The following is a 22,263-nucleotide window of genomic DNA, read 5'->3' as shown; positions in this document are numbered from 1 at the left end:
TAAGTGTCTGTTTTACAATATCAAAATTAACGCTATTCTTGGTGTAATGGTATATTGTGGCTCCAATACCAGCTGAATGCATTGAAAAAGAAACCAAAATTATATGCTCCTGGGTTCAGACGTAAACTAATTTCCTTCCTTAGAATGTTTTATCAGAAGAAGGACGAATTACATTAACCCTCCGGGATTCACCATTTGCAATCTGATATGAATGCACAGTTTTGGCTTTTTTATGTTGTGTTGGCGGTCCGCTACCTGTTCATTGCGGGGCTCGCGTTCCTGATATTTTATATTTTCTTTCCCCAGAAATTTTCCCGGCGCAAAATACAGGCGCTGTTTCCTAAACGTAAGGATTACGCGCGGGAGGTAGGGTATTCTTTTTTCACGTTTGTGGTGTTTGCCCTGTATGGGGTTGTGCTTTCCTCTGAGTTTGTCTTGCCGCACACGCAGGTCTATACCAATGTCTCAGAGTATGGGTGGGGGTATTTCTTTTTGAGTGTGGTGCTGGCCCTGATCATCCATGATGCCTACTTCTACTGGACACACCGGCTCATGCACCATCCCAGGCTGTTTAAACCGTTTCATTTAACCCACCATAAATCGGTGAATCCCTCGCCTTGGGCAGCGTTCTCGTTCAGTCCGCTGGAGGCCTTGGTAGAGGGCGCGATCATCTTTGTGGTGGCTTTGCTCATTCCCATCCATCCGCTGGCCATTGTGGTGTTCCTGTTCCTGATGACGGTTTACAACGTGTATGGGCACCTGGGCTACGAGATTTACCCCCGCTGGCTTGTCAACAGCGCGGTGGGCAAATGGCTGAACACTTCTACCAACCATAACATGCACCACAAGTACTTCAAAGGCAACTACGGTCTGTATTTTCGGTTTTGGGATGAATGGTTGGGGACCACCCACTTAAAATATGACGAGACCCTGGCTAAACTGGTAAGCCCCGGAAAGCAGCCCTAGGTTTGGGTAGATAGAAAAAGCCTCGCAGTTTACCTGCGAGGCTTTTTTATGCCGTTTTCATGAAAATGGGCTTAAAATGGTTCTTGTTACATCTCAGCCCAAAGGAATCTATTTGGCTTGTTTCACCCCTTCTGAGGTCATGACCACGCGTTTCATGGTTCCGTCTTTGTTGTAATCCAGGTAATCAATGCAGACCGAGCGCCGGAAACTTCCACCGTCTGGTTGAATGGCCCCGTTGTGGTAAATGAAATAGGACCTGCCTTTGAATTCAATGATGGCCTGGTGGTTGGTGTTGGAGTTTCCGGCCAGTTCGTTCAAAATTCCTTTGTACTCCCATGGTCCCTCAGGGCTTTTGCTCATGGCGTAGGCGGTCTTCTCGGGGAACTGGTAGGCGTAGGAAAGATAATACCAGCCATTGTGCTTGTGTACCCAGGGAGCCTCGGTGAAGTTAGGAAGTTTGATGGTCTTGATGGGGCCATCCAGCTCGGTCATGTTCTTCTTAAGCTTGGCATAATGCAGGGTGGTGTTTCCCCAGTAGATATACGCCTGGCCATTGTCATCTATGAACACCGCCGGGTCAATGTCATCCCAACCTATCTTGATATCGGTGGTCATGTCATTGGTGATAAGGGCCGATCCGCGGGCGTCTTTGAAGGGACCAATAGGGCTATCGGCCACCGCTACGCCAATGGCTTTGCCCGGTATTGTGGCGTGCTCCACCGTGGAAAACCAGTAGAACTTGCCGTCACGCTCCACCACATGCGAAGCCCAGGCCTCACCTTTGGCCCAGGTGAAATCCTTCGCGCGTAAGGGAACGGAGTGCTCGGTCCAGGTCACCATATCCGGCGAGGAGAAAACAAGCCAGTCATTCATTACATAGCCTTCGCGCCGGGCCGGAGCCTCGTCAAACCCCGCGTACAGATACACTTTTCCTTGGTGCACAAGAGCCGCCGGGTCAGCGGTGTACTTATGCCGGATAACTGGGTTGCCCGAGGCTTTGAAGGTGGTATCGGCAGGACTTGAGGTTGAGGCCTGTGTTGTGCCCGTCAGGCAGCCAATCAGTGCGGCGCCAAGCCAGGTTGCTTTATTGAAAGAAGGAAGAAAGCTGAGAATGTTTTTCATTCAGATGAAACTCAAGGTGAAGAAAAGCGAAAGGCAATGTTTTAGGCCTGTTTTCCTGAAAGCAAGGCAAAATCGGCGAAGGGAGAAGCGGCGGCTTTGGGTTCGTTTTGAAGAAATCGGTCTAAAACAGCAGAAAGCCCAATTAGTTAGATCAGGGAGAGGCCTGAAAAGAGCAAGCCTGACCAGCACCGTTGATTTGCCGCTGGTCAGGCTTGCTTCTGCTTACTTCATTTCCAGCACCACCACAGAGAACGGCGGAAGCTCTACCTGTAAGGTTTTGCCTTTCAGTTTCGCGCCTTTGAAGGTGGCTGGTTTGATAAGATCAGGTTTTTCAAAGGAGTTGTGGTCCTGTAGGGTTTTGGAGGCCAGCACACGTCCGGAAACCGATTTGTAGGTAGCTCCTTCAATGTCAATGGAAACCTCTTGTTTCTTCTTCGGGTCGATGTTCACCAAAGACACGTGTGTTACCCCATTCTTGTCTCTGGAGGCGGAGCCATTCACCGCAGTCAACTTCTCATTGCCCAGGGTGTAGTCTGTGCTTTTCACGGTAAGCGGCAGGTACGTGGCGTCCTGGTGCACGTTGTACATCTCCATTACGTGGTATGTTGGCGTCAAAATCATCTTCTCCTCATCGGTGAGGATCACGGCCTGCAGCACGTTGATGGCCTGCGCCAAGTTGGCCATGCGCACACGGTCTGAGTGGTTGTTGAAGATGTTTAGCGTAGAACCGGCAATCATGGCGTCGCGCATGGTATTCTGTTGGTACAGGAAGCCTGGGTTGGTGCCTGGTTCCACCTCGTACCAGCCGCCCCACTCATCTACTACTAAGGCCACCTTTTTCTCTGGATCGTACTTGTCCATAATGGCAGAGTGCTTCTGGATCAATTCATCCATAAACAGGGCGCTCTTCATGGTGGAGAAATACTGCTGCTCATTGAACTTCACAGATGGGCCTTTCTTGTCCCAGTTGATGACGGAATAGTGGTGCAGGGCAACCCCCTCAATCAGGTTCTTAGGGATAACCTTCATCAGAGTCTCAGTCCAGTTGTAGTCAGCGGAGTTAGCGCCGGAGGCAATCCGGAACAAGCCACCGGAGTTGGTCCAGTCAGACACGAAGGTGGCGTATTTACGGTATTCATTGGCGTAATACTCGGCGGTCATGTTGCCACCGCAACCCCAGGCCTCATTGCCAATTCCCCAGTACTTCACTTTCCAAGGTTTGTCGCGGCCGTTTTCTCTCCGGAGCTTAGACATAGGGCTTACGCCGGCAAAGTTGGTGTACTGCACCCAGTCGGCCAGTTCTTGCACCTGACCTGTGGCCATGTTTCCGGCCAGGTAAGGCTCGGTGCCCAGCAATTCGCACATGTTCAGGAAATCATGCGTCCCGAAGCTGTTGTTCTCGGTAACGCCTCCCCACCAGGTATTCACAATGGTAGGCCGTTGATCTTTGGGGCCAATACCGTCTTTCCAATGGTAAGTGTCGGCGAAGCAACCGCCTGGCCAACGTAGGTTGGGAACTTTCAATTTCTTTAATGCATCTACCACATCATGTCTTATGCCGGCAGTATTCGGGATTTTGGTGTTGTTCTCGCCCACATAGAAGCCCCCATAAATGCATCTTCCTAAGTGTTCTGCAAAATGCCCATAGATTTGACGGCTAATGATTCTGTCTGACTTGGCGGGCACCGTAAGGGTGGCAGTGTTCTGTCCATAAGAACACACGGTGCTCAAAAGAAGTAAAAAGCTAAAGATTGCGTTCTTCATACTTGAAAGGGGTTTGAGTAGGGCTTTGCTGTGACAATTTGAAAATGAAGGAATTTTAGTCGTTAAATTTGCAATAAATATAAGTGTATTTATTACATTTATACAACCAAAATTTTTAAGTTTACCTAAAATTCTGAAAGCGTCCTCCCAAAAGGAGCATTAGTGAGGAAGTTAAGGCTGAAGTTCTGCCGATAGGATGGAGGAAGAAGGGGTTTTTACCCGGTAAGTAAAGCTTCAGACTAATGTGGGAGTGCTTGATGCTCTATATCTATCATGTATATTGGAGGTATTCCCTCTGAATAGATGTCCATCACCAGTGATTGCCCATGTGCAGTCTCCTTTCAATGATAGAGGGGTAATTGCCTTAATGATGCAAGTTGTCTCCCTAATGATAGCTCCTTTTGGTAGGGTATAAGAACTCCAATTCCCAGTTAAAAGTGCTTTAATTGTCAAAATGGCACTTTAGAAAATAAATTCTCCTTTTTAGTTGCGAAAAAAATATTAGGCTTCTACATTTATGAAAATTTAATAAATGTCAATTTTACATTTACAACGGAAGTTTACCTCATTTTAGAGTCTAGTGAATTTGAACTGAACAATTTTCTCTACCCATAACCTAAATCCTATGCAGCAAAAATTACTTATCAAGAAAGGGTGGATCTTAGTCCTCTTTCTGATATATGGTTCAATGGTGAATGCCGTAGCGCAAAGCACCACTATCAAAGGAAAGGTGACAGATGCCACTGGGGCTGGTTTGCCCGGCGCTTCCGTTCTTTTAAAAGGAACCACAGTTGCTTCTTCCACTGACGTGGACGGAAACTACAGCCTGACCTCGCAAAGTGGCAGCGGAACGTTGGTGGTGTCCTACATTGGTTTTCTAACCAAGGAAGTAGCTATCAACAACCAAACTACTATCAACGTAGCGTTGCAGTCAGATGCTGAGTCTTTAGATGAAGTAGTGGTGGTGGGGTACGGTACCCAGCGCAAGTCTGATATAACGGGGTCAGTGGCAGTTGTAGATGCTGAGGAAACAAAGAAGTTTGCTACCAGTGATGTTTCTCAGTTACTACAGGGGCGTGCCTCTGGGGTGGCTGTTACAACAGATGGGCAGCCAGGTGCGGCTCCTAGTGTGCGTATCAGGGGGGTAAGTACATTTGGTGCTGCAGGGCCTCTTTATGTGATAGACGGTGTGCCTGTAGGAACTTCGCCACGAGACTTCAACCCTAACGATGTGGAATCTATTCAGGTGCTGAAAGATGCATCAGCAGCCGCTATTTATGGTTCACGTGCCGCAAACGGTGTAGTTATCATCACTACCAAACAAGGTAGAAAGAACACTCCTTTGCGAGTGGAGTACAGTGGTTACTATGGAGTTGATAAGGTGTGGAAGCGAATTCCAGTAGCCGATAGGGTGGGGTACCAAACCTTGAACAATGAGTCTCAGTTGAACGGCGGCCAGACGGTGGCTCCTGGTAACGATCCAAATTCTCCAGTGTACATTGATGATGTAGATACTGACTGGCAAAAAGAGGGCCTAAAGACTGGTTCAAGACAAAACCACAACCTGAACTTATCAGGTGGAGGGGAGAACATCACGTACAATGTGGCGCTCGACTACTTTGGGCAAGATGGAACATTTGTGGGAAATGGCCCTTCCTATGACCGTTATTCAGCTCGTATCAATACTACTGGAGAAAAAGGCCGGTTTAGATTTGGAACGAACTTGTATTACACTAGCTCTCATGAAAATACCCTTACCTACAGAACAGATGTGTTAACAGGTAACAGACCTCCCTTGATTGGTGACTTGCTGATGGCTATTCCAACCATGCGTGTGTATGACCCAAGCAGAGAAGGTGGTTTCGGTGGAATCAGATCAGATGTAGAAAGAGCTATTGTTTTGAACGCAGTAGGCGCAAACAAACTATTTGAAAACTACACAGATGTTGACCGTACGTTTGGGGTAGCCTGGGGTGAGGTTGAAATTCTGAAGGGCTTGAAGTATAAACTGAACGTGAGCTATGATAAGACAGTAGCGCAGGATTATGCTTTCCAGCCAACTTTTGACTTTGGTTTCTTCTTTAACTCGTTCAGATCTGCTGGCGGGGTGACGCAAAACGTTTCCAGATTAAGCAATGCCACCAGAAACTTCACTACTGGTTTGGTTGAGAATACCTTAAACTATGAGAAAACATTCGATAAACACAGTGTTGCACTCTTAGTTGGCCAGATGTACCAAAGTGGAACAACTAAAGTGATGGGTGGTTCTTCTGAGCTACTTCCTAAACCTTATTATCCGGTTCTTGACAATGGTACAAATAACTCTTCCTGGGGAAATAAATCTGAGTGGGGCTTGGCTTCTTATCTAGGAAGGTTAAACTACAGCTTCAATGATAAGTATCTGGTAACAGCTACCCTGCGTAGAGATGCTTCTTCAAGATTTGCCCCGCAGAACAGGGTGGGATATTTCCCTTCTGTTGCTTTAGGTTGGAAACTTACAAACGAAGAGTTCTTGAATCTGCCGGAGGCAATTACAGAATTGAAACTAAGAGGAAGTTACGGTAGACTTGGAAATCAAGATATTGGAGACTATCTGTACTATCCGGTAATCAACCCTAACATCGTTTACAACTTCAACGGTTCTAAAGTAGTGGGTGGTTTGCAGACAAGCCTGATATCTGAAGATATCAAGTGGGAAAGCAAAACATCTTCAAACGTTGGTCTTGATGCAACTTTATTTAATGGATTGGTTGATTTCTCCGCTGAATATTACAGTAATAAATCAACCGATGTTCTTGTCGGGGTTCCTATCCCATCTTCAACCGGTTCAGTAAATACCGCTCCTGTCATTAATGCCGCAACGTTAAGAAACACTGGAATAGAGCTTAATGCTACTTACCATGGAAGCAAAGGTGCCTTTACTTATGACATCAACGGTAACTTCAGTACACTTAAGAACAGAGTATTGGCATTAGGTGGTAATAATGAGCCGATTTACGGAGTGGGCTCCAAAACCGAAGTAGGAGGTGAAATTGGCCGTCACTTTGGTTGGGTAACTGATGGCATTTTCCAAACGCAGGAAGAGGTTGCCAACCACGCTTTCCAAAGCGCAGCCACCTCTCCCGGTGATTTGCGATTCAAAGATTTGAATGATGATGGGGTAATCAATGCCGAGGATAGAACTTACCTGGGAAGCGGATTGCCAAGCGTGTATTATGGCATGAATTTCACGGCGGGTTACAAAGGCTTTGATGTAAGCTTGTTCGTCTCAGGCGCTGCAGGTTACCAAATTAACAGCAGAACATACAGAGAACTGATGCACACGCAAGATTACATGAACTACCATGAAGATGCGTTTAACCGTTGGACGCCAACTAATACGAACACCGATGTGCCAAGATTAGCGGGTGGAGATCCGAACGACAACAACCGTGATTCTGATCGGGAAGGTTGGTTGCAGGATGGTAAGCATTTAAGAATAAATACCTTATCAATTGGGTATAATTTACCTGAAGGTTTCCTGAAAGGAATATCAAAAGCCAGAGTGTATGTGACGGGCCAGAACCTGCACACCTTCCAGGCTTACAAATTGTACAACCCTGATTTTACTTCTGGAGTGTTCAACCCTGGCTTTGATGGAAGTTCCTATCCAAGACCTAGAACACTGATGTTGGGAGTACAGGTTGGCTTCTAGTGAAAGAAGTATTGAGTTAACGTACACAAAGAAGGATCATGAAAAAGATAAAATATTTAGCATTCTTGTTGCCCTTGTTAGGTGCATGTGACGATAAGTTGGAACTTACAAACCCCAATAGACAAACAGCAAATGAGTACTGGTTGACATCAGACCAAGCTGTGGGAGGGGTGACGGCAATCTACAATAGCTTAATCCTGGATGGCACTTATATGCGGATGTATCCTGCCCTTACTGATGGTAGAGGGGATGATTTAAGAGGGGATAGTCCATGGGGAGACTTAGTGCAAGTGGGGAATTTTACCATTCCTACCACATCCGGTCCTGTGCAGTGGCTATGGGGGGCACACTATCAATTAGTGTTCAGAGCAAACCAAGCGTTGGAAAAGCTGCCCGCCATTGAAATGGATGAAGAGCTTAGAAACCGGTTGATAGGTCAAGCGCACTTTTTAAGAGGACTAGCTTATTTTAACCTGGCTAACTCTTTCAAAGCAGTTCCGGTTATAACTTCCACTCCAAAGTCAACGGCAGAGTATTACCCGGCAACCGCAACGGAGGAAGTGCTTTGGAACCAGATATTCTCAGATTTCCAACAGGCCAAACAAATGTTACCTGTTTCTTACAGTAATGTCACAGGACCAGACGCAAGACAGACTGGTAGAGCTACCAAGGGTGCCGCTACAGGCATGCTTGGGAAAGCGTACCTGTACAGAAAGCAATGGCAGCAAGCAGCTACACAATTTGAGGAGTTGATGGCAGCTCCTTATAATTACCGCCTCATGCCTGAATACCGCGATAACTTCAAACCAGGGGTAGCTTTTGAAAATAACGCTGAATCTTTGTTTGAGGTGCAGTTTGCAACACCTGATGAAGTGGGAGGAACGGTTATGAACTACGGTGGAGATCCTTCCGCTAACTGGAGACAAGTTTCTTCTCAGGCGTCCACCTATGCCATGGATGGGAAAGGCTACTCAGACTTCTTGCCTACCCGTGGGGTTTATAATGAATATAAGCAGGAGAAAACGGTAGACGGGAAAAGCGATCCTAGATTGCTGGCCACCATTGCCTCCTATGAGCCGCAGGACAATTCTGTTTCAGCTTACGGACAACCTTGGCCACATGCGCTGGACGCGCTGTATCCAAGAAAATACACCCATGATGGGTTAGGTGCTGCCAATGATAACGGGGAGAACTCTGGTATCAACTACAGAGTGCTACGCTACGCAGATATTCTCTTAATGCATGCAGAGGCATTGAATGAGTTAGGAAGAACTGCAGAAGCTTATCCTTATATTCAGCAGGTGCGGTCAAGGGCGAATCTGCCAGATTTAGCAACCGCAAAGCCTAATATGACGCAGCAGCAAATGCGGGATCAGATTGGGCATGAGCGTTTCTTGGAATTTGCCATTGAGACCCAACGCATCCATGATATCATCCGCTGGGGTTGGTTGTATGATCCTGATAAATTAGCCATGTTGAAGGCGAATGATCCTGATTTCAACACCTGGACTCCTGGAAATGAATATTTGCCAATACCTCAGACAGAATTGGATGTAAATAAAAACCTACTTCCAAATCCGGCAAACTAAGAGGGTAAATGTCATGGGTTGTGCTTGCCTTGGTTACCATGGGAGTGCAACTCATGACATCACTTTTTAATCAAGTGAGTGGACAAATCTTGCTGTAAGTGGAGGTTGCTCTAATCAGTAGTTGTGAAATAGCTATGCCTGTGAACGTTCTCTTTAACATCTGATTAGCATACCAATGAAGAATATATTACTTACCCTTGTTGTCTGTTCCGTGTTTTTACTGGCAGGTTGCCAAGATAAAGAGGAGGAAAATATAACACCTGTAGACCCTTTGGTGAGTTCCTTTGAAGGTCCTACCTACTCAGATAACTACACTTCAATTGCAGCATGGGCAAGTCGCTCACAGTGGAATCTAGCGAATGTGCATGATCCTACCGTTGCTAAAAGTGGCGAGTATTATTACATGTATCAAACAGATGCCTCCTACGGTAATGCCCATGCAAGCCAGGGACATTATCCTTTTAGGCGGTCCAAAGATCTGGTGAACTGGGAATTCATGGGAATGGCTTTTAAAAACCCGCCAGCTTGGGTAAAGGATACCTTAAATAGTAAGAGGGCCAGAATTAACCTGCCACCCATTGAAAACCCCACATATGGGTTTTGGGCTCCCTGCATAAGAAAAGTAGGGAATACATACCGGCTGTATTATAGTGTAGTGGTAGATGACCCCATCGTTGGGTCTGATAGAAATACTTCCTGGACCGAACGCGCCTTTATTGGTCTGGCGGAATCTGAAGATTTAGCTAGTAATGTTTGGGTTGACAAAGGGATGGTTGTAAGTTCCGAACCTGACGGTGTAGTGGACTATGTTCGGGAAGGTGGGAATGATTGGAATGGCTATTATAGATTCAATGCAATAGATCCAAGCTTTATTGTCACCCCTGCTGGAGAGCATTGGCTCATATATGGATCATGGCACTCCGGAATAGCCGCCTTAAAACTTAACCCTACTTCAGGTAAACCAGATAAACTGGAAAAGCTTGAAGATTATGGCGTTCGAATAGCAGGAAGAGGTAATGTCAATACAAACCGTTGGCAAGCCTTAGAAGCACCGGAGATAATCTATAATGAAGAAACAGGCTATTACTACCTTTTTCTGGCGTATGATGAGCTTTCAGTAGCTTATAACACACGGGTAGCCCGTTCAAGAAATATAACAGGGCCATACATTGGAATTGATGGGGGGAATGTAACCTCCGGAGCAGAGTGCTGGCCCATGTTAACGCATCCTTATGGGTTTGCAAACCATACCGGATGGGTAGGCATCTCCCACTGTGCTATCTTCCAAGATCCTAATACTAAAGAATGGTTTTACTCTTCCCAAGGCCGTTTGCCAAACAATGTATCAGGGATCAATGCCTCCAACGCGGTTATGATGGGGCAAGTCAGAGAGATACAATGGACGGAAGATGGTTGGCCGGCTGTTATGCCGGAGAGATACGCCGCTGTTCCTGAGACTACTATCACGGAGCAATCATTGGTGGGTACATGGGAGCATATTGCCATGCAGTATCAGTTTCAGGCCATACAGAAGTCAGTAAGAGTGGTGTTGACGTCTGATAAGAAAGTCAGCGGTGCTGTTAGTGGAACATGGTCGTATGATGCTGCTAAAGGTGTGCTTTCTATAAATGGAAATAAACTCTATGTAAAGGATGCATGGGACTGGGAGGCCTCACCCAGGAGGACAACAATTTCCTATTCAGGCTTCACTGCAACCGGGCAACCAATATGGGGTAAAAAAATGCCCTAACAACTACATTACCTTTAATAAGCAGACGTGCTAAATTTTGACCCCTTCACTTCAAAAAGTTTTCCAATGAATGCAAAAGTTTTAAGCCTCTGTATTTGTTTGTCTTCTTTGACTTCGTTTTCTGTTTTTAGCCAGAAAACGGAATTAAAGGCCTTTCCATTAGCGTCGGTGCGCCTGTTAGAGAGCCCGTTTCAGCAAGCGCAGCAAACGGATCTGAGATACATGCTGTCCCTGAACCCAGACCGTTTATTGGCTCCTTTCCAGAAAGAGGCCGGAATCCAGCCCAAAGCAGAAAACTACGGCAACTGGGAAAATACCGGTCTGGACGGGCACATTGGCGGACACTACCTCTCAGCGTTGGCGCTCATGTACGCTTCTACCGGTAATAAAGAGGTGTTGCAGCGGCTGAACTACATGGTGGATCAACTGGAAGCCTGTCAGCAAAAGAGCGGTAATGGCTACCTGGGAAGCACCCCCGGAGGCAAGCAGATGTGGCAAGAGATCAAGGCCGGAAAGATAGACGCCGGTAGTTTCTCGCTTAACAAGAAGTGGGTGCCCCTGTACAACATCCACAAAACCTATTCGGGGCTGCGGGATGCTTACCTGTTTGCCGGAAACGAGAAGGCCAAAGATATGCTCATCAAGCTCACGGATTGGTGCCTTGATCTTACCGCCAACCTCACCGATGCCCAGATCCAGGACATGTTACGTAGCGAGCACGGCGGTATGAACGAGGTGTTTGCCGATGTGGCCGAAATCACCGGGGACCAAAAGTACCTGACCTTGGCCAAGCGGTTTTCCCAGACATCGGTGCTTACGCCTTTGCTGCAGGGCAAAGATCAACTGAACGGCATGCACGCCAACACCCAAATCCCGAAGGTGATCGGGTACCAGCGGGTGGCCGAGGTGTCTGGAGACAAAACCTGGACGAACGCCGCTGATTTCTTCTGGAAAACGGTGGTCAACCATCGCACGGTTTCCATTGGAGGCAATAGTGTGAGCGAACACTTCCACCCAGCCAACAATTTCTCTTCCATGATAGAAGGCAAGGAGGGACCCGAGACCTGTAACACCTACAACATGCTCAAACTCTCCAAACAGCTGTACCTCAACAGCGCTTCGACGAGTTACCTTGACTATTACGAACGGGCCATGTACAACCACATTCTCTCCTCGCAGCATCCTGAGAGAGGCGGCTTTGTGTATTTCACGCCCATGCGGCCCCGGCATTACCGGGTGTACTCGCAACCACAGCTGGATTTCTGGTGCTGCGTTGGCTCAGGCCTGGAAAACCACGGGAAATACGGCGAACTCATCTACGCGCACACAGACCAGGACCTTTATTTAAACCTGTTCCTGCCTTCTGAACTGACCTGGAAAGAAAAAGGAGTAACCCTGACCCAAAGCACCACTTTCCCTTTCGAGGAAAAATCAGAGGTGAAACTGAAGCTCAAAAAAGCGCAGAAGTTTACTTTGTTTATCCGGAAGCCGGAGTGGGTGAAGGAAGGGCAGTTCCAGGTGAAAGTCAACGGCAAAGAAATCAGCCCGGCATCTACCTCGGGCGGCTACGCAGGCATTGCGCGGAAGTGGAAATCAGGTGATGTGGTAACGGTTTCCCTGCCTATGGAAACGAAAGCCGAGTACCTGCCAGATAACTCCCCGTGGGTTTCCTTTGTGCACGGCCCCATTGTGCTTGCCGCCGTGACCGACACCACCGATCTGCGTGGCTTACTAGCCGATGGTAGCCGCATGGGCCACGTGGCCAATGGTCCCAGCTATTCCATAGAGGAGGCTCCGCTGCTGGTGAGTTCCAGCAAAGATGTGACCAATGCCTTGCAGCGGATTCCAGGTAAGCCTTTTGCGTTTACAGTGGCTGGCCTCACAGGAGCGCCCAAATACAGCCAAGTAGAGTTGGTGCCTTTTTACCAGATACATGATGCACGGTACATGGTCTATTGGCCGGTCACTACCCCAGAAGGCCTGGAAGCCAGGAAAGCTGCCATCAAGGAAAAAGAAAATGCCCGGCTGGCGCTGGAGGCCAGAACCGTAGACCAGGTAGCTCCCGGCGAACAGCAACCCGAATCTGACCACGGATTCCAGGGCGAGCAAACCGAAACCGGCGTGTACAAAGACCGGCACTGGCGTCATGCCCGCGGCTGGTTTAGCTATAACCTCAAAAACAAGGGGCAAGGGCCCCGCACCCTGCAGGTTACCTATAACGGGCAAGACCGCGGCCGGAGCTTCCAGATTCTGGTGAATGGCCAATTACTGAAAACGGTCACCACAGACGGCTCCGGCGGAGACAAATTTGTGGATGCGGAATATGAGATCCCTGCCCAAATCTTAGCCAAGGCTCCGCAGAATATCTTGAACATAAAATTCGTGGCCAAAGAAGGTTCTTCTACGGCTGGCATCTACGGAGTCCGGTTGTTGAAGTAAATCGCTAGGCCGGGTGAGTACAGGCTCAGACCCTGTAGCCTGCTTGTAGTGAAATCAATTGTAGTACCTGTTTTAAAAAACACCATGACCCATAAACCCTTTTCCTTTGCTGCCCTGACTGCCGGGTGCCTGATGGCGCTTACCGTGTCTGGGCAAACCACTGGCACTAAAACCTTCCAGGTAAAAGCAGACCAGGTGTACGGCGAAATCGCGCCCACCATGTACGGCGTCTTCTTTGAAGATATCAATCTGGGCGCAGACGGCGGTATATACGCTGAGCTGGTGAAAAACCGTTCCTTTGAGTTTGAGACCCCGCTGATGGGGTGGAAAGAGCTGAAACAAAACAATGCCGAAGGCAGCCTGCTGGTACATAACCGGGGAGAGCTAAACGGAGCAAACCCTAGATTCCTGCGTCTTACGTCCAAATCAGACAACGGGGGCTATGGCATATTGAATGAAGGCTTCCGGGGCATGGGCATTAAGAAAGGGGAGCAGTACAACTTCACGGTGATGGCCCGCCAACAGCCCGGCAGCAACTTGCCAATGGTTGTTGAGTTGCTTAGCGCCAAAGGCGAAAAGCTGGGCTCTGCCACCGTCACTCCCACTGGTACCGATTGGAAAAAATACGAAGCCAGCATCACAGCTTCGGGTACAGATCCCAAAGCCCAGCTGCAAGTAATAGCCAAAGGAAAAGGTGCCTTGGATTTGGACATGATTTCCCTGTTTCCTAAAAACACCTGGAAAAACCGCCCCAACGGTCTCCGGGCCGACATGGTACAACTACTGGCTGACATGAAACCCGGTTTCCTGCGTTTCCCGGGCGGTTGTATCGTGGAAGGTCGCACGTTGGATGAGCGTTTCCAGTGGAAGAAAACCATAGGCGAAGTAGCCAATCGGGCCACTTTGGTGAACCGCTGGAACACTGAGTTCAAGCACCGCCACACGCCAGATTACTTCCAGACCTTCGGGTTAGGCTTCTTTGAGTACTTCCAGTTGGCCGAGGACATCGGGGCTGCCCCGCTTCCTATCTTAAACTGCGGCATGGCCTGTCAGTTCAATACCGGCGAAGTGGTTCCTTTGGATCAAATGGACCCGTACATCCAGGATGCCTTGGATCTGATCGAGTTTGCCAATGGTCCTGCCACTTCTGAGTGGGGCAAGATTCGGGCGCAGATGGGCCATCCGGCGCCGTTTAACATGAAATATCTGGGCGTGGGCAATGAGCAGTGGGGAGAGCAGTACGTAGAGCGCTACAAAATCTTTGAGAAAGCGCTTAAAGCCAAGTACCCAGACGTAAAGCTGATCACCACCACCGGCCCCTTCCCGGATGGCCCGGAATTCGATTACCTGAACAAAACCATGCGCAGCCTCAACGCCGACATCATTGACGAGCACTATTATCGTGCCCCGGAATGGTTCCAGCAGAATGCCACGCGCTATGACAACTATGACCGCAAAGGTCCTAAAATCTTTGCCGGAGAATATGCGTCCCAGACGGTAGCCATCGCCAGCCCGGAAAACAAGAACAACTGGAAAGGCGCCCTTTCAGAGGCCGCTTTCATGACCGGTTTGGAGCGCAACGCCGATGTGGTGGTGATGGCTTCGTACGCTCCGCTGTTCGCCCACGAAGAAGGCTGGCAGTGGACCCCAGACATGATTTGGGTAAACAACCTGCAATCCTTCGGTACGCCCAACTACTACGTGCAGAAACTTTTCTCTACGAACGTAGGTACGCACCTGGTGCCTATCCAACGCAACAACGCCAACGTGACCGGGCAAGACAATCTGTTTGCCTCTGCCAGCATCAACAAGAAAACAAACGAACTCATCCTGAAAGTGGTGAACACGTCAGACAAGGCGCAGGACGGCGAGTTTGTGTTGACGGGCGTGAAGAATCCGCAGAGCAAAGGAACTGTGCAGAAAATGAGAAGCAGCAACCTGGGGCAGATGAACTCCTTCGCCGATCCAAAAGCCCTCAGCCCGGTGCAGGAGTCTATTTCGGTGAAGAACAACAGGGTGAAGCTTTCCCTGGAGCCATACTCTGTGAATGTGATCAAGGTGAAGGCTTCTTCCCTGGCGAACAACACGGCCACGAGCTCCTCTAAAGGAGGTTCTACCCAGGGAAGATAAAGAACGGAATCGGTTTGTTTTGGGGCTGGTTTGGTGAAAATAGCCCCGAAATAAACCGCTTCTTTCTGGCGAATGCCAGCCTTCTTTTCCTTAGAAGGTGATTCCTTAAACCACGTTTTGTTTCTACTTCTATGGGCCGCCTTTCCCGGGTGTTTTACCGAAAACAGGCCCAAAACCCTCGCTCAAAGTTGATTTCACGGTGTCTCACGTGCAGAAACGGTTCATAGACCACGCCGCCTGCATGAACTGGTCCTACACCCTAATTGGCACCGATTGGGATAAGAAAATAGGCTACGCTGTTGCTTTGGAACAACTTAGTGGAGCCTTGGAACAGTGCGCCTTATACGCCAAGAGACAAAATGCGCACGCATGAACAGGAAATCGTCCGGAAGGAAACAGCGATGCCTTTAGCTTAACGCTGGGGAGGAGTGTTTCCGGTTCATTTTGGCCAAAACAGCTACAAAACGAAAGATAACCAAAATTGATATGATGGTAAGAAGCTTCATCTTCAGTATACTCTTGCTCACGGGCATTGGTTCTGCACAGGCCCAGCAGCCGCAAGGCCAACAGGTAGGGGAGGTCCGGCCTATGGACAACATGACCGTGCACGATCCGGTTATGGCCAAGCAGGGCAACACGTATTACCTGTTCAGTACGGGGCACGGCATTTCGGTGTGGTCTTCTACGGACATGCAGAACTGGAAAAAGGAAAACCCTATTTTCGCCTCGGCGCCGGAGTGGGCCACCAAAGCGGTGGCTGGCTTCAAAGACAACCACATCTGGGCTCCGGACATCAGTTTTTACAACGGGAAATATTACCTGTATTACTCCATCTCGGCCTTCGGGAAAAACACGTCGGCTATTGGGTTGGCGACCAACACGACTTTAGATTCGCAGGACAAGAATTTCAAGTGGGTGGACCATGGCAAGATCATCGAGTCAATTCCGGGGCAAACCAACTGGAATGCCATCGACCCGAACATTGTCACCGATAACAAGGGAACCCCGTGGATGACCTTCGGGTCTTTCTGGGGCGGCCTGAAACTGGTGAAGATGAACAAGGACCGGATGAGCGTGGCCGAGGACGTTTCTAAAATCCCGACCATCGCGAGCCGCAAAAAAGGCTTGACGATACAGACGAATCCGGCCCCATTGCCAGGCAATCCGGCCGAAGCGGGTGGAAATGCGATTGAAGCACCTTTTGTTTTCAAGAAAAACGGCTATTATTACCTGTTCGCTTCTATTGACTATTGCTGCAAAGGAGCCAAAAGTGATTACAAGATGATTGTGGGACGGTCTAAGAAGGTGCAGGGGCCTTATGTAGATAAAAGCGGGGTAGCCATGGATGCCGGCGGAGGCACGATCTTACTGGAAGGAAACGAGAAATGGAATGGGGTAGGGCACAACTCGGTGTACACGTTTGACAACACTGATTATATCATCTTCCATGGGTATGACGCTGCCCAAAACGGCAGGCCTAAACTCAGGGTGGAGAAACTTACCTGGGACAAAGACCAGTGGCCAGTGGTAGCGGTGGCGCAGCCTTGAAACCAGAGGAGGTGCACAATAGAAATTGTCTGAAAAGTCTTACATTCAAAAAAATAAACCGCTAAAACCTATAACTCGTCTATGAAATACGTACTAAGACCTGTTTCCACGTTGTTGGTAAGTTCTATGCTCCTGGTGAGCGCCTGTAATCAGAACTCCGGCAAACAGGAAACAGCTGACACCGAAACCTCCACTACAACCACGGCCAACGAAGTGAAACTACCTGCCCGCGCAAATTTCCAGAAAACCATAGACGGCAAACAGACCGATCTGTTTATACTCAAAAACAAGAACAACGTACAGGCCGCCATCACCAATTACGGTGGACGCGTGGTGAGCCTTTTGGTGCCCGACAAAACCGGAAAGCTGACCGATATCTCCATCGGGTTTGACAACGTGGAAGATTACACCGAAGGCGCCGATACGTTCTTCGGGGCAACCATTGGCCGGTACGGTAACCGTATTGCTAAAGGCAAGTTCAAGCTGGAAGGAAAAGAGTACACGCTGGCCACCAACAACGGCGCGAACCACCTGCACGGCGGAAACAAAGGATTCTCTCGCGTAGTATGGGATGCCAAGCAGGTAGACGATAAAACCCTGGAACTAACCTATGTGTCCAAGGACATGGAAGAAGGCTACCCCGGCAACCTGACCACCAAGGTTACCTACACCCTCACCGACGAGAACGAACTGACGGTGAATTACCAGGCCACCACCGACAAAACCACCATCGTTAACCTTACCAACCACACCTTCTTCAACCTGAACGGCGAGGGTAGCGGCGACATTCTGGGACACACCCTGCAGATTAACGCTGACCGCTACAACCCGGTAGATTCCACCTTGATCCCGACGGGTATTGAGCCAGTGACTAACACGCCGTTTGATTTCCAACAGCCAACGGCCATTGGGGCCAGAATCAAAGACCAGAACCAGCAGCTGCAATACGGCAATGGCTATGACCATAACTATGTGCTGACCGGCGGTAACGCTGGCAAAGAGATGAAGCTGGCGGCCACAGTGACCGGAGACAAGAGCGGCATCACCATGGAAATCAGGACCCAGGAGCCAGGTATCCAATTCTACAGCGGCAACTTCATGGAAGGTGGCCACACCCTTAAAGTCGGTAAAGATGAATTCAGAACGGCCTTCTGTTTAGAGACCCAGCACTTCCCGGATTCTCCTAATCAGCCAGCTTTCCCAACTACGGTGTTAAAGCCAGGCCAAACCTACAACACCACCACGGTGCATAAATTCTCTGCGAAATAGGCCAGCGCCTGCTCGCTTGTAAAATCCCCGGAATCAATCTCCGGGGATTTTCTTTTCCTGATTTTCTCCTTTTGAACTGTTTTCCTGAAAACGGCCCATAAATCCCTTTTGTGATCAGAGGAAAGGCTTTGTTATATTCCATTTTAGAAATATATCGCGTGGTCTTCTGCCGCAAAGCTTGAAAGTCGCTGACTATTCTTTTATTTGCTAAGTTATTGGATAGTTGATAAACTTTCCGGCAGGCTTACACAACTGAATTGGAGGCAAAGCGGAGCGGAGACTTCCTGAACCGTGTTTTAGCAACGGCTTTTAGAAATTACACCCAAAACGCCCTTTGGCTCTTGAATTACCAATCTTGGAAACACAGGCAATAAAAAGTATTAGCGGCATGATGAAGTATTCAGGGCAGACCAGGGTCCTTGTTGCGGTGGATTGTATCATCTTTGGCTTTGACGGAGAGAACTTCAAACTCTTGTTGATTCAGCGGGGATTTGCGCCTCAAAAGCAGAAATGGAGCCTCATGGGTGGTTTCATTCAACCAACGGAAAGCCTGGAAGTAGGAGCCCAGCGGGTTTTGAAGCAGCTCACCGGTTTGGAGGGTGTGTACCTGGAGCAGATTCCGGCGTTCAGTGAACCCAACCGCGATCCCGTGGAGCGGACCATTGCCGTGCCTTACTTTGCCCTTATTGACATCCAGAAATACGAGGCCCAGCTCAGCACTGAATACCACGCCGAGTGGTTTCTGCTGACCGAAATGCCCAACCTAATTTTTGACCACCAGCGCATGGTAGAGATGGCCAAAATGCGGCTTCGCTACAAAGCAGCCCTGCACCCTATTTTGTTTGAGTTGCTGCCCGAGAAATTCACCCTGCCCAAGCTGCAGACCCTCTACGAGAAGCTGTACGAGACCACCTTTGACAAACGCAACTTCAGCCGGAAAGTCCTGTCCACGGGTTTACTGGTGCGGCAAGAGGAGAAAGACAAGGAAAGCTCCAGAAAAGGCGCCTTCTACTACAAGCTAGACAAAGAGAAGTACTATGATAACTTTGAGGCTTTCCTCAAGTTCATCCCCAACCCAGAGAAGTTCCTGATCTAAGGCTGCCTTATAAGTAACCTAAATAAGAATCTACCCAGGTAAGGTATGCTAGGGGGGCATGCTGGAACAAGCAGAATCATAGAACTCCCGTTTAGAGGCTGTTTTCAGAAAACCAACCTCTAAACGGGAGTTCCTGCTTTTGAGAGGGTTAGTTTGGGATTTTAGGCTTAACAAGAAAGCTGCAGTCTGGAGGAGGTATCTTTAAAATTAAATTAAGTGTCATATTAACAATTTTAAAAAACTTATTGCTATACTTGTAAAGAAAAGGGTTCCTGTAGTAAGGTAATTTTAAATTCCCTAAAAGTTGACGAAAAATTCTTTGGCAATAGCCACATAAGCGTTAATTTGACATCAATAAAATAGTTATGGCGCAAGATGTATTTGTAATTGGTGTAGACTACGGATCTGACTCAGTGCGGTCTGTCCTGGTAAATGCCCGGAACGGTGAGGAAGTAGCTTCTTCTGTGTTCAACTACCCCCGCTGGAACAGAGGCGATTATTGTGAGCCGGCCGCAAACCAGTTCCGGCAACACCCCCTCGACTACATAGAAGGGCTGGAGAAAACCATCAAAGAGTGTCTTCAGAAAGCCGGTGGAGCCGCCATCGCAGCCAATGTGAAAGGTATTTCTGTAGATACTACCGGCTCTACTCCCGTAGCCGTGAACCAGCAAGGCACGCCCCTGGCGCTGTTGCCGGGTTTTGAGGAAAACCCCAACGCCATGTTCGTGCTCTGGAAAGACCATACAGGCGTGCAGGAAGCTGCCGAGATCAACGCCCACGCCACCAAATTCGATACCAATTACCTGCAGTTTGTAGGCGGAATTTACTCGTCTGAGTGGTTCTGGGCCAAGTTGCTGCATGTGTTGCGCGAAGATGCTCAGGTGCGCGAAGCCACCTACTCCTGGGTAGAGCACTGTGACTGGATTCCGTTCCTGCTTACCGGCGGCACCAGCGCCGATGCCATGAAGCGCGGGGTCTGCTCTGCGGGCCATAAATCCCTTTGGGCGGCTGAGTTCGGTGGACTTCCTCCCAATGACTTTTTTGCGTCCTTAGATCCGGTTCTGGACGGCTTCACTTCCCGGCTGTTTGATGTAACCTATACCTCAGATCAGGCGGCTGGTCAACTAAGCGCCGAGTGGGCCGAGCGTCTGGGCTTGTCTACCGATGTAGTAGTGGGCGTAGGAGCCTTTGATTGCCATATGGGTGCCGTAGGAGGACAGATTGAACCCTACCACCTGAGCAAAGTAATGGGAACCTCTACCTGTGACATGCTGGTAGCGCCCGTAGATGAAATAGGAGAAACGTTGGTGAACGGAATCTGTGGCCAGGTGCCCGGTTCCATCATTCCGGGTATGATGGGCCTGGAAGCCGGTCAATCTGCCTTCGGCGATACCTACGCTTGGTTCAAGCGGATTTTATTATGGCCTTTGCAGAATCTGTTGGCTAACTCCCAGGTCATTGACGCGGCTACCGCTGAGAAACTGGTAGAAGAGGTTTCCGCCAGAATCATACCGGAGCTGAGCATTGCCGCAGATCAGATACCACTGTCAGAAAACAATGAGTTCGCCATTGACTGGTTCAATGGTCGCCGTACGCCAGACGCGAACCAAGTATTGAAAGGTGCTATCTCCGGCTTAGGCTTGGGTAGTGACGCTCCACGCGTGTTCCGGGCATTGGTAGAAGCCACATGCTTCGGGGCGAAAAAGATTGTAGACCGTTTCAATGAGCAAGGGGTGCCGGTGAAAGGCCTGATAGGTTTGGGAGGTGTGGCCCGTAAATCACCGTTCATCATGCAGATGATGGCCGATGTTATGAACATGCCCATCCGGATTCATAAATCAGAGCAGACCTGCGCTATTGGAGCTGCCATGTTCGCGGCAACGGCTGCAGGTCTTTATGCCAAAGTAGAAGATGCCATGGAAGCCATGGGGCAGGGGTTTGACCTGGAGTATTTCCCTAACTCAGAGCGGGTAGAACTTTACGCTAAGCGTTACCAGAAATACACAGAGTTGGGCGGCTTCCTGGAAGTCCACAGCGCGCCGGCCAAGTTGACCACCCTTTCCGATCTTCCTGAAACAGGTAGCCCGGCCCAGGATGGACAAACCAGAAACGAAAACCAAGAGCAGGAAGAACTGCAAGGCCTTACCAGATAAGCATCCATGAGTTCTTTCCAACACATCAAAGAAGAGGCTTACCAAGCCAATATGCAATTGCCCAAACTGGGCCTGGTTTTATTCACCTTCGGGAACGTAAGTGCCGTAGACCGCTCACAAGGCGTTTTCGCTATCAAGCCCAGCGGGGTGCCGTACGAGGACCTGTCCCCGGAGAAGATGGTGATCGTAGACTTTGACGGCAATACCGTGGAAGGCTCGCTGCGTCCTTCCTCTGATACCAAAACCCACGCGGTGTTGTACAAACACTGGGAAAATATTGGCGGCATTGTGCACACGCACTCTACCTACGCCACTGCTTGGGCCCAGGCCCAACGCGACATTCCCATCTACGGCACCACCCACGCCGACCACCTCACCACTGACGTACCTTGCGCGCCTCCTATGGACGATGCCATGATCCAGGGAAATTACGAATACGAGACGGGTTTCCAGATTATGAACTACCTGCAGGAGAAAGGCATGAGCTATGAAGAGGTGGAGATGGTACTGGTAGGAAACCACGCGCCGTTTACCTGGGGCAAAGACGCCAAGAAAGCGGTGTACAACAGTGCCGTGGTAGAAGAGATTGCGCGTATGGCATTTCTCACAGAACAGATCAGGCCACAGGTGCCAAGGTTGCAAGATTCGCTCATTAAAAAACACTTTGAAAGAAAACACGGCCCAGATTCCTATTACGGCCAGTAACCTCCATACAAAAAGAATCAACCAGTTGGTAAATTCCG

At 49.0% G+C, this 22,263-nt stretch carries 13 protein-coding genes; 11 read left to right on the top strand and 2 right to left on the bottom strand.

Annotated elements, in window-relative coordinates; translation table 11 throughout:
• Positions 1 to 207 precede the first annotated feature (207 nt).
• Positions 208 to 966, top strand: coding sequence for a sterol desaturase family protein (locus EFB08_RS15680; protein WP_123127865.1), 759 nt, complete (start codon positions 208 to 210; stop codon positions 964 to 966).
• Positions 967 to 1,074: 108 nt separating this feature from the next.
• Here the strand turns inward: EFB08_RS15680 and EFB08_RS15675 are convergent, their stop codons facing one another.
• Positions 1,075 to 2,088 (bottom strand): glycoside hydrolase family 43 protein, encoded by a 1,014-nt coding sequence (locus tag EFB08_RS15675; protein ID WP_123127864.1) that lies wholly within the window; start codon positions 2,086 to 2,088, stop codon positions 1,075 to 1,077.
• Positions 2,089 to 2,310: 222 nt separating this feature from the next.
• Positions 2,311 to 3,852, bottom strand: coding sequence for an alpha-N-arabinofuranosidase (locus EFB08_RS15670; protein ID WP_123127863.1), 1,542 nt, complete (start codon positions 3,850 to 3,852; stop codon positions 2,311 to 2,313).
• Positions 3,853 to 4,477: 625 nt separating this feature from the next.
• Here EFB08_RS15670 and EFB08_RS15665 point away from each other — a divergent pair.
• From EFB08_RS15665 to EFB08_RS15620, 10 genes are all read left to right on the top strand, one after another.
• On the top strand, positions 4,478 to 7,546 hold the full coding sequence (locus EFB08_RS15665; RefSeq protein WP_123127862.1) for a SusC/RagA family TonB-linked outer membrane protein: 3,069 nt from the start codon (positions 4,478 to 4,480) through the stop codon (positions 7,544 to 7,546).
• Positions 7,547 to 7,584: 38 nt separating this feature from the next.
• Positions 7,585 to 9,135 (top strand): RagB/SusD family nutrient uptake outer membrane protein, encoded by a 1,551-nt coding sequence (locus tag EFB08_RS15660; RefSeq protein ID WP_123127861.1) that lies wholly within the window; start codon positions 7,585 to 7,587, stop codon positions 9,133 to 9,135.
• 175 nt (positions 9,136 to 9,310) lie between these two features.
• Positions 9,311 to 10,885 (top strand): arabinan endo-1,5-alpha-L-arabinosidase, encoded by a 1,575-nt coding sequence (locus EFB08_RS15655; RefSeq protein WP_123127860.1) that lies wholly within the window; start codon positions 9,311 to 9,313, stop codon positions 10,883 to 10,885.
• Between the two features lie 66 nt (positions 10,886 to 10,951).
• The gene (locus tag EFB08_RS15650; RefSeq protein WP_123127859.1) at positions 10,952 to 13,324 is read left to right on the top strand and encodes a glycoside hydrolase family 127 protein; all 2,373 of its coding nucleotides are present in this window, start codon (positions 10,952 to 10,954) and stop codon (positions 13,322 to 13,324) included.
• An 84-nt stretch (positions 13,325 to 13,408) separates the two neighbouring features.
• Complete coding sequence (locus EFB08_RS15645) at positions 13,409 to 15,454, top strand: alpha-L-arabinofuranosidase C-terminal domain-containing protein (protein WP_227006354.1); 2,046 nt, start codon at positions 13,409 to 13,411, stop codon at positions 15,452 to 15,454.
• Between the two features lie 486 nt (positions 15,455 to 15,940).
• Positions 15,941 to 17,002, top strand: coding sequence for an arabinan endo-1,5-alpha-L-arabinosidase (locus tag EFB08_RS15640; RefSeq protein WP_227006353.1), 1,062 nt, complete (start codon positions 15,941 to 15,943; stop codon positions 17,000 to 17,002).
• 81 nt (positions 17,003 to 17,083) lie between these two features.
• Positions 17,084 to 18,271, top strand: coding sequence for an aldose epimerase family protein (locus EFB08_RS15635; protein ID WP_123127858.1), 1,188 nt, complete (start codon positions 17,084 to 17,086; stop codon positions 18,269 to 18,271).
• A 388-nt stretch (positions 18,272 to 18,659) separates the two neighbouring features.
• On the top strand, positions 18,660 to 19,367 hold the full coding sequence (locus tag EFB08_RS15630; protein WP_123127857.1) for an NUDIX hydrolase: 708 nt from the start codon (positions 18,660 to 18,662) through the stop codon (positions 19,365 to 19,367).
• Between the two features lie 365 nt (positions 19,368 to 19,732).
• Positions 19,733 to 21,520 carry a ribulokinase gene (locus tag EFB08_RS15625; RefSeq protein ID WP_123127856.1) on the top strand — a complete coding sequence of 596 codons (1,788 nt, stop codon included), beginning with the start codon at positions 19,733 to 19,735 and terminating at the stop codon, positions 21,518 to 21,520.
• A 6-nt stretch (positions 21,521 to 21,526) separates the two neighbouring features.
• Positions 21,527 to 22,225, top strand: coding sequence for an L-ribulose-5-phosphate 4-epimerase (locus EFB08_RS15620; RefSeq protein ID WP_123127855.1), 699 nt, complete (start codon positions 21,527 to 21,529; stop codon positions 22,223 to 22,225).
• Positions 22,226 to 22,263 lie beyond the last annotated feature (38 nt).

The organism is Rufibacter latericius (genome assembly GCF_003721515.1).
Lineage (GTDB): Bacteria > Bacteroidota > Bacteroidia > Cytophagales > Hymenobacteraceae > Nibribacter > Nibribacter latericius.
This window is presented reverse-complemented; position numbering and strand designations above follow the sequence as displayed.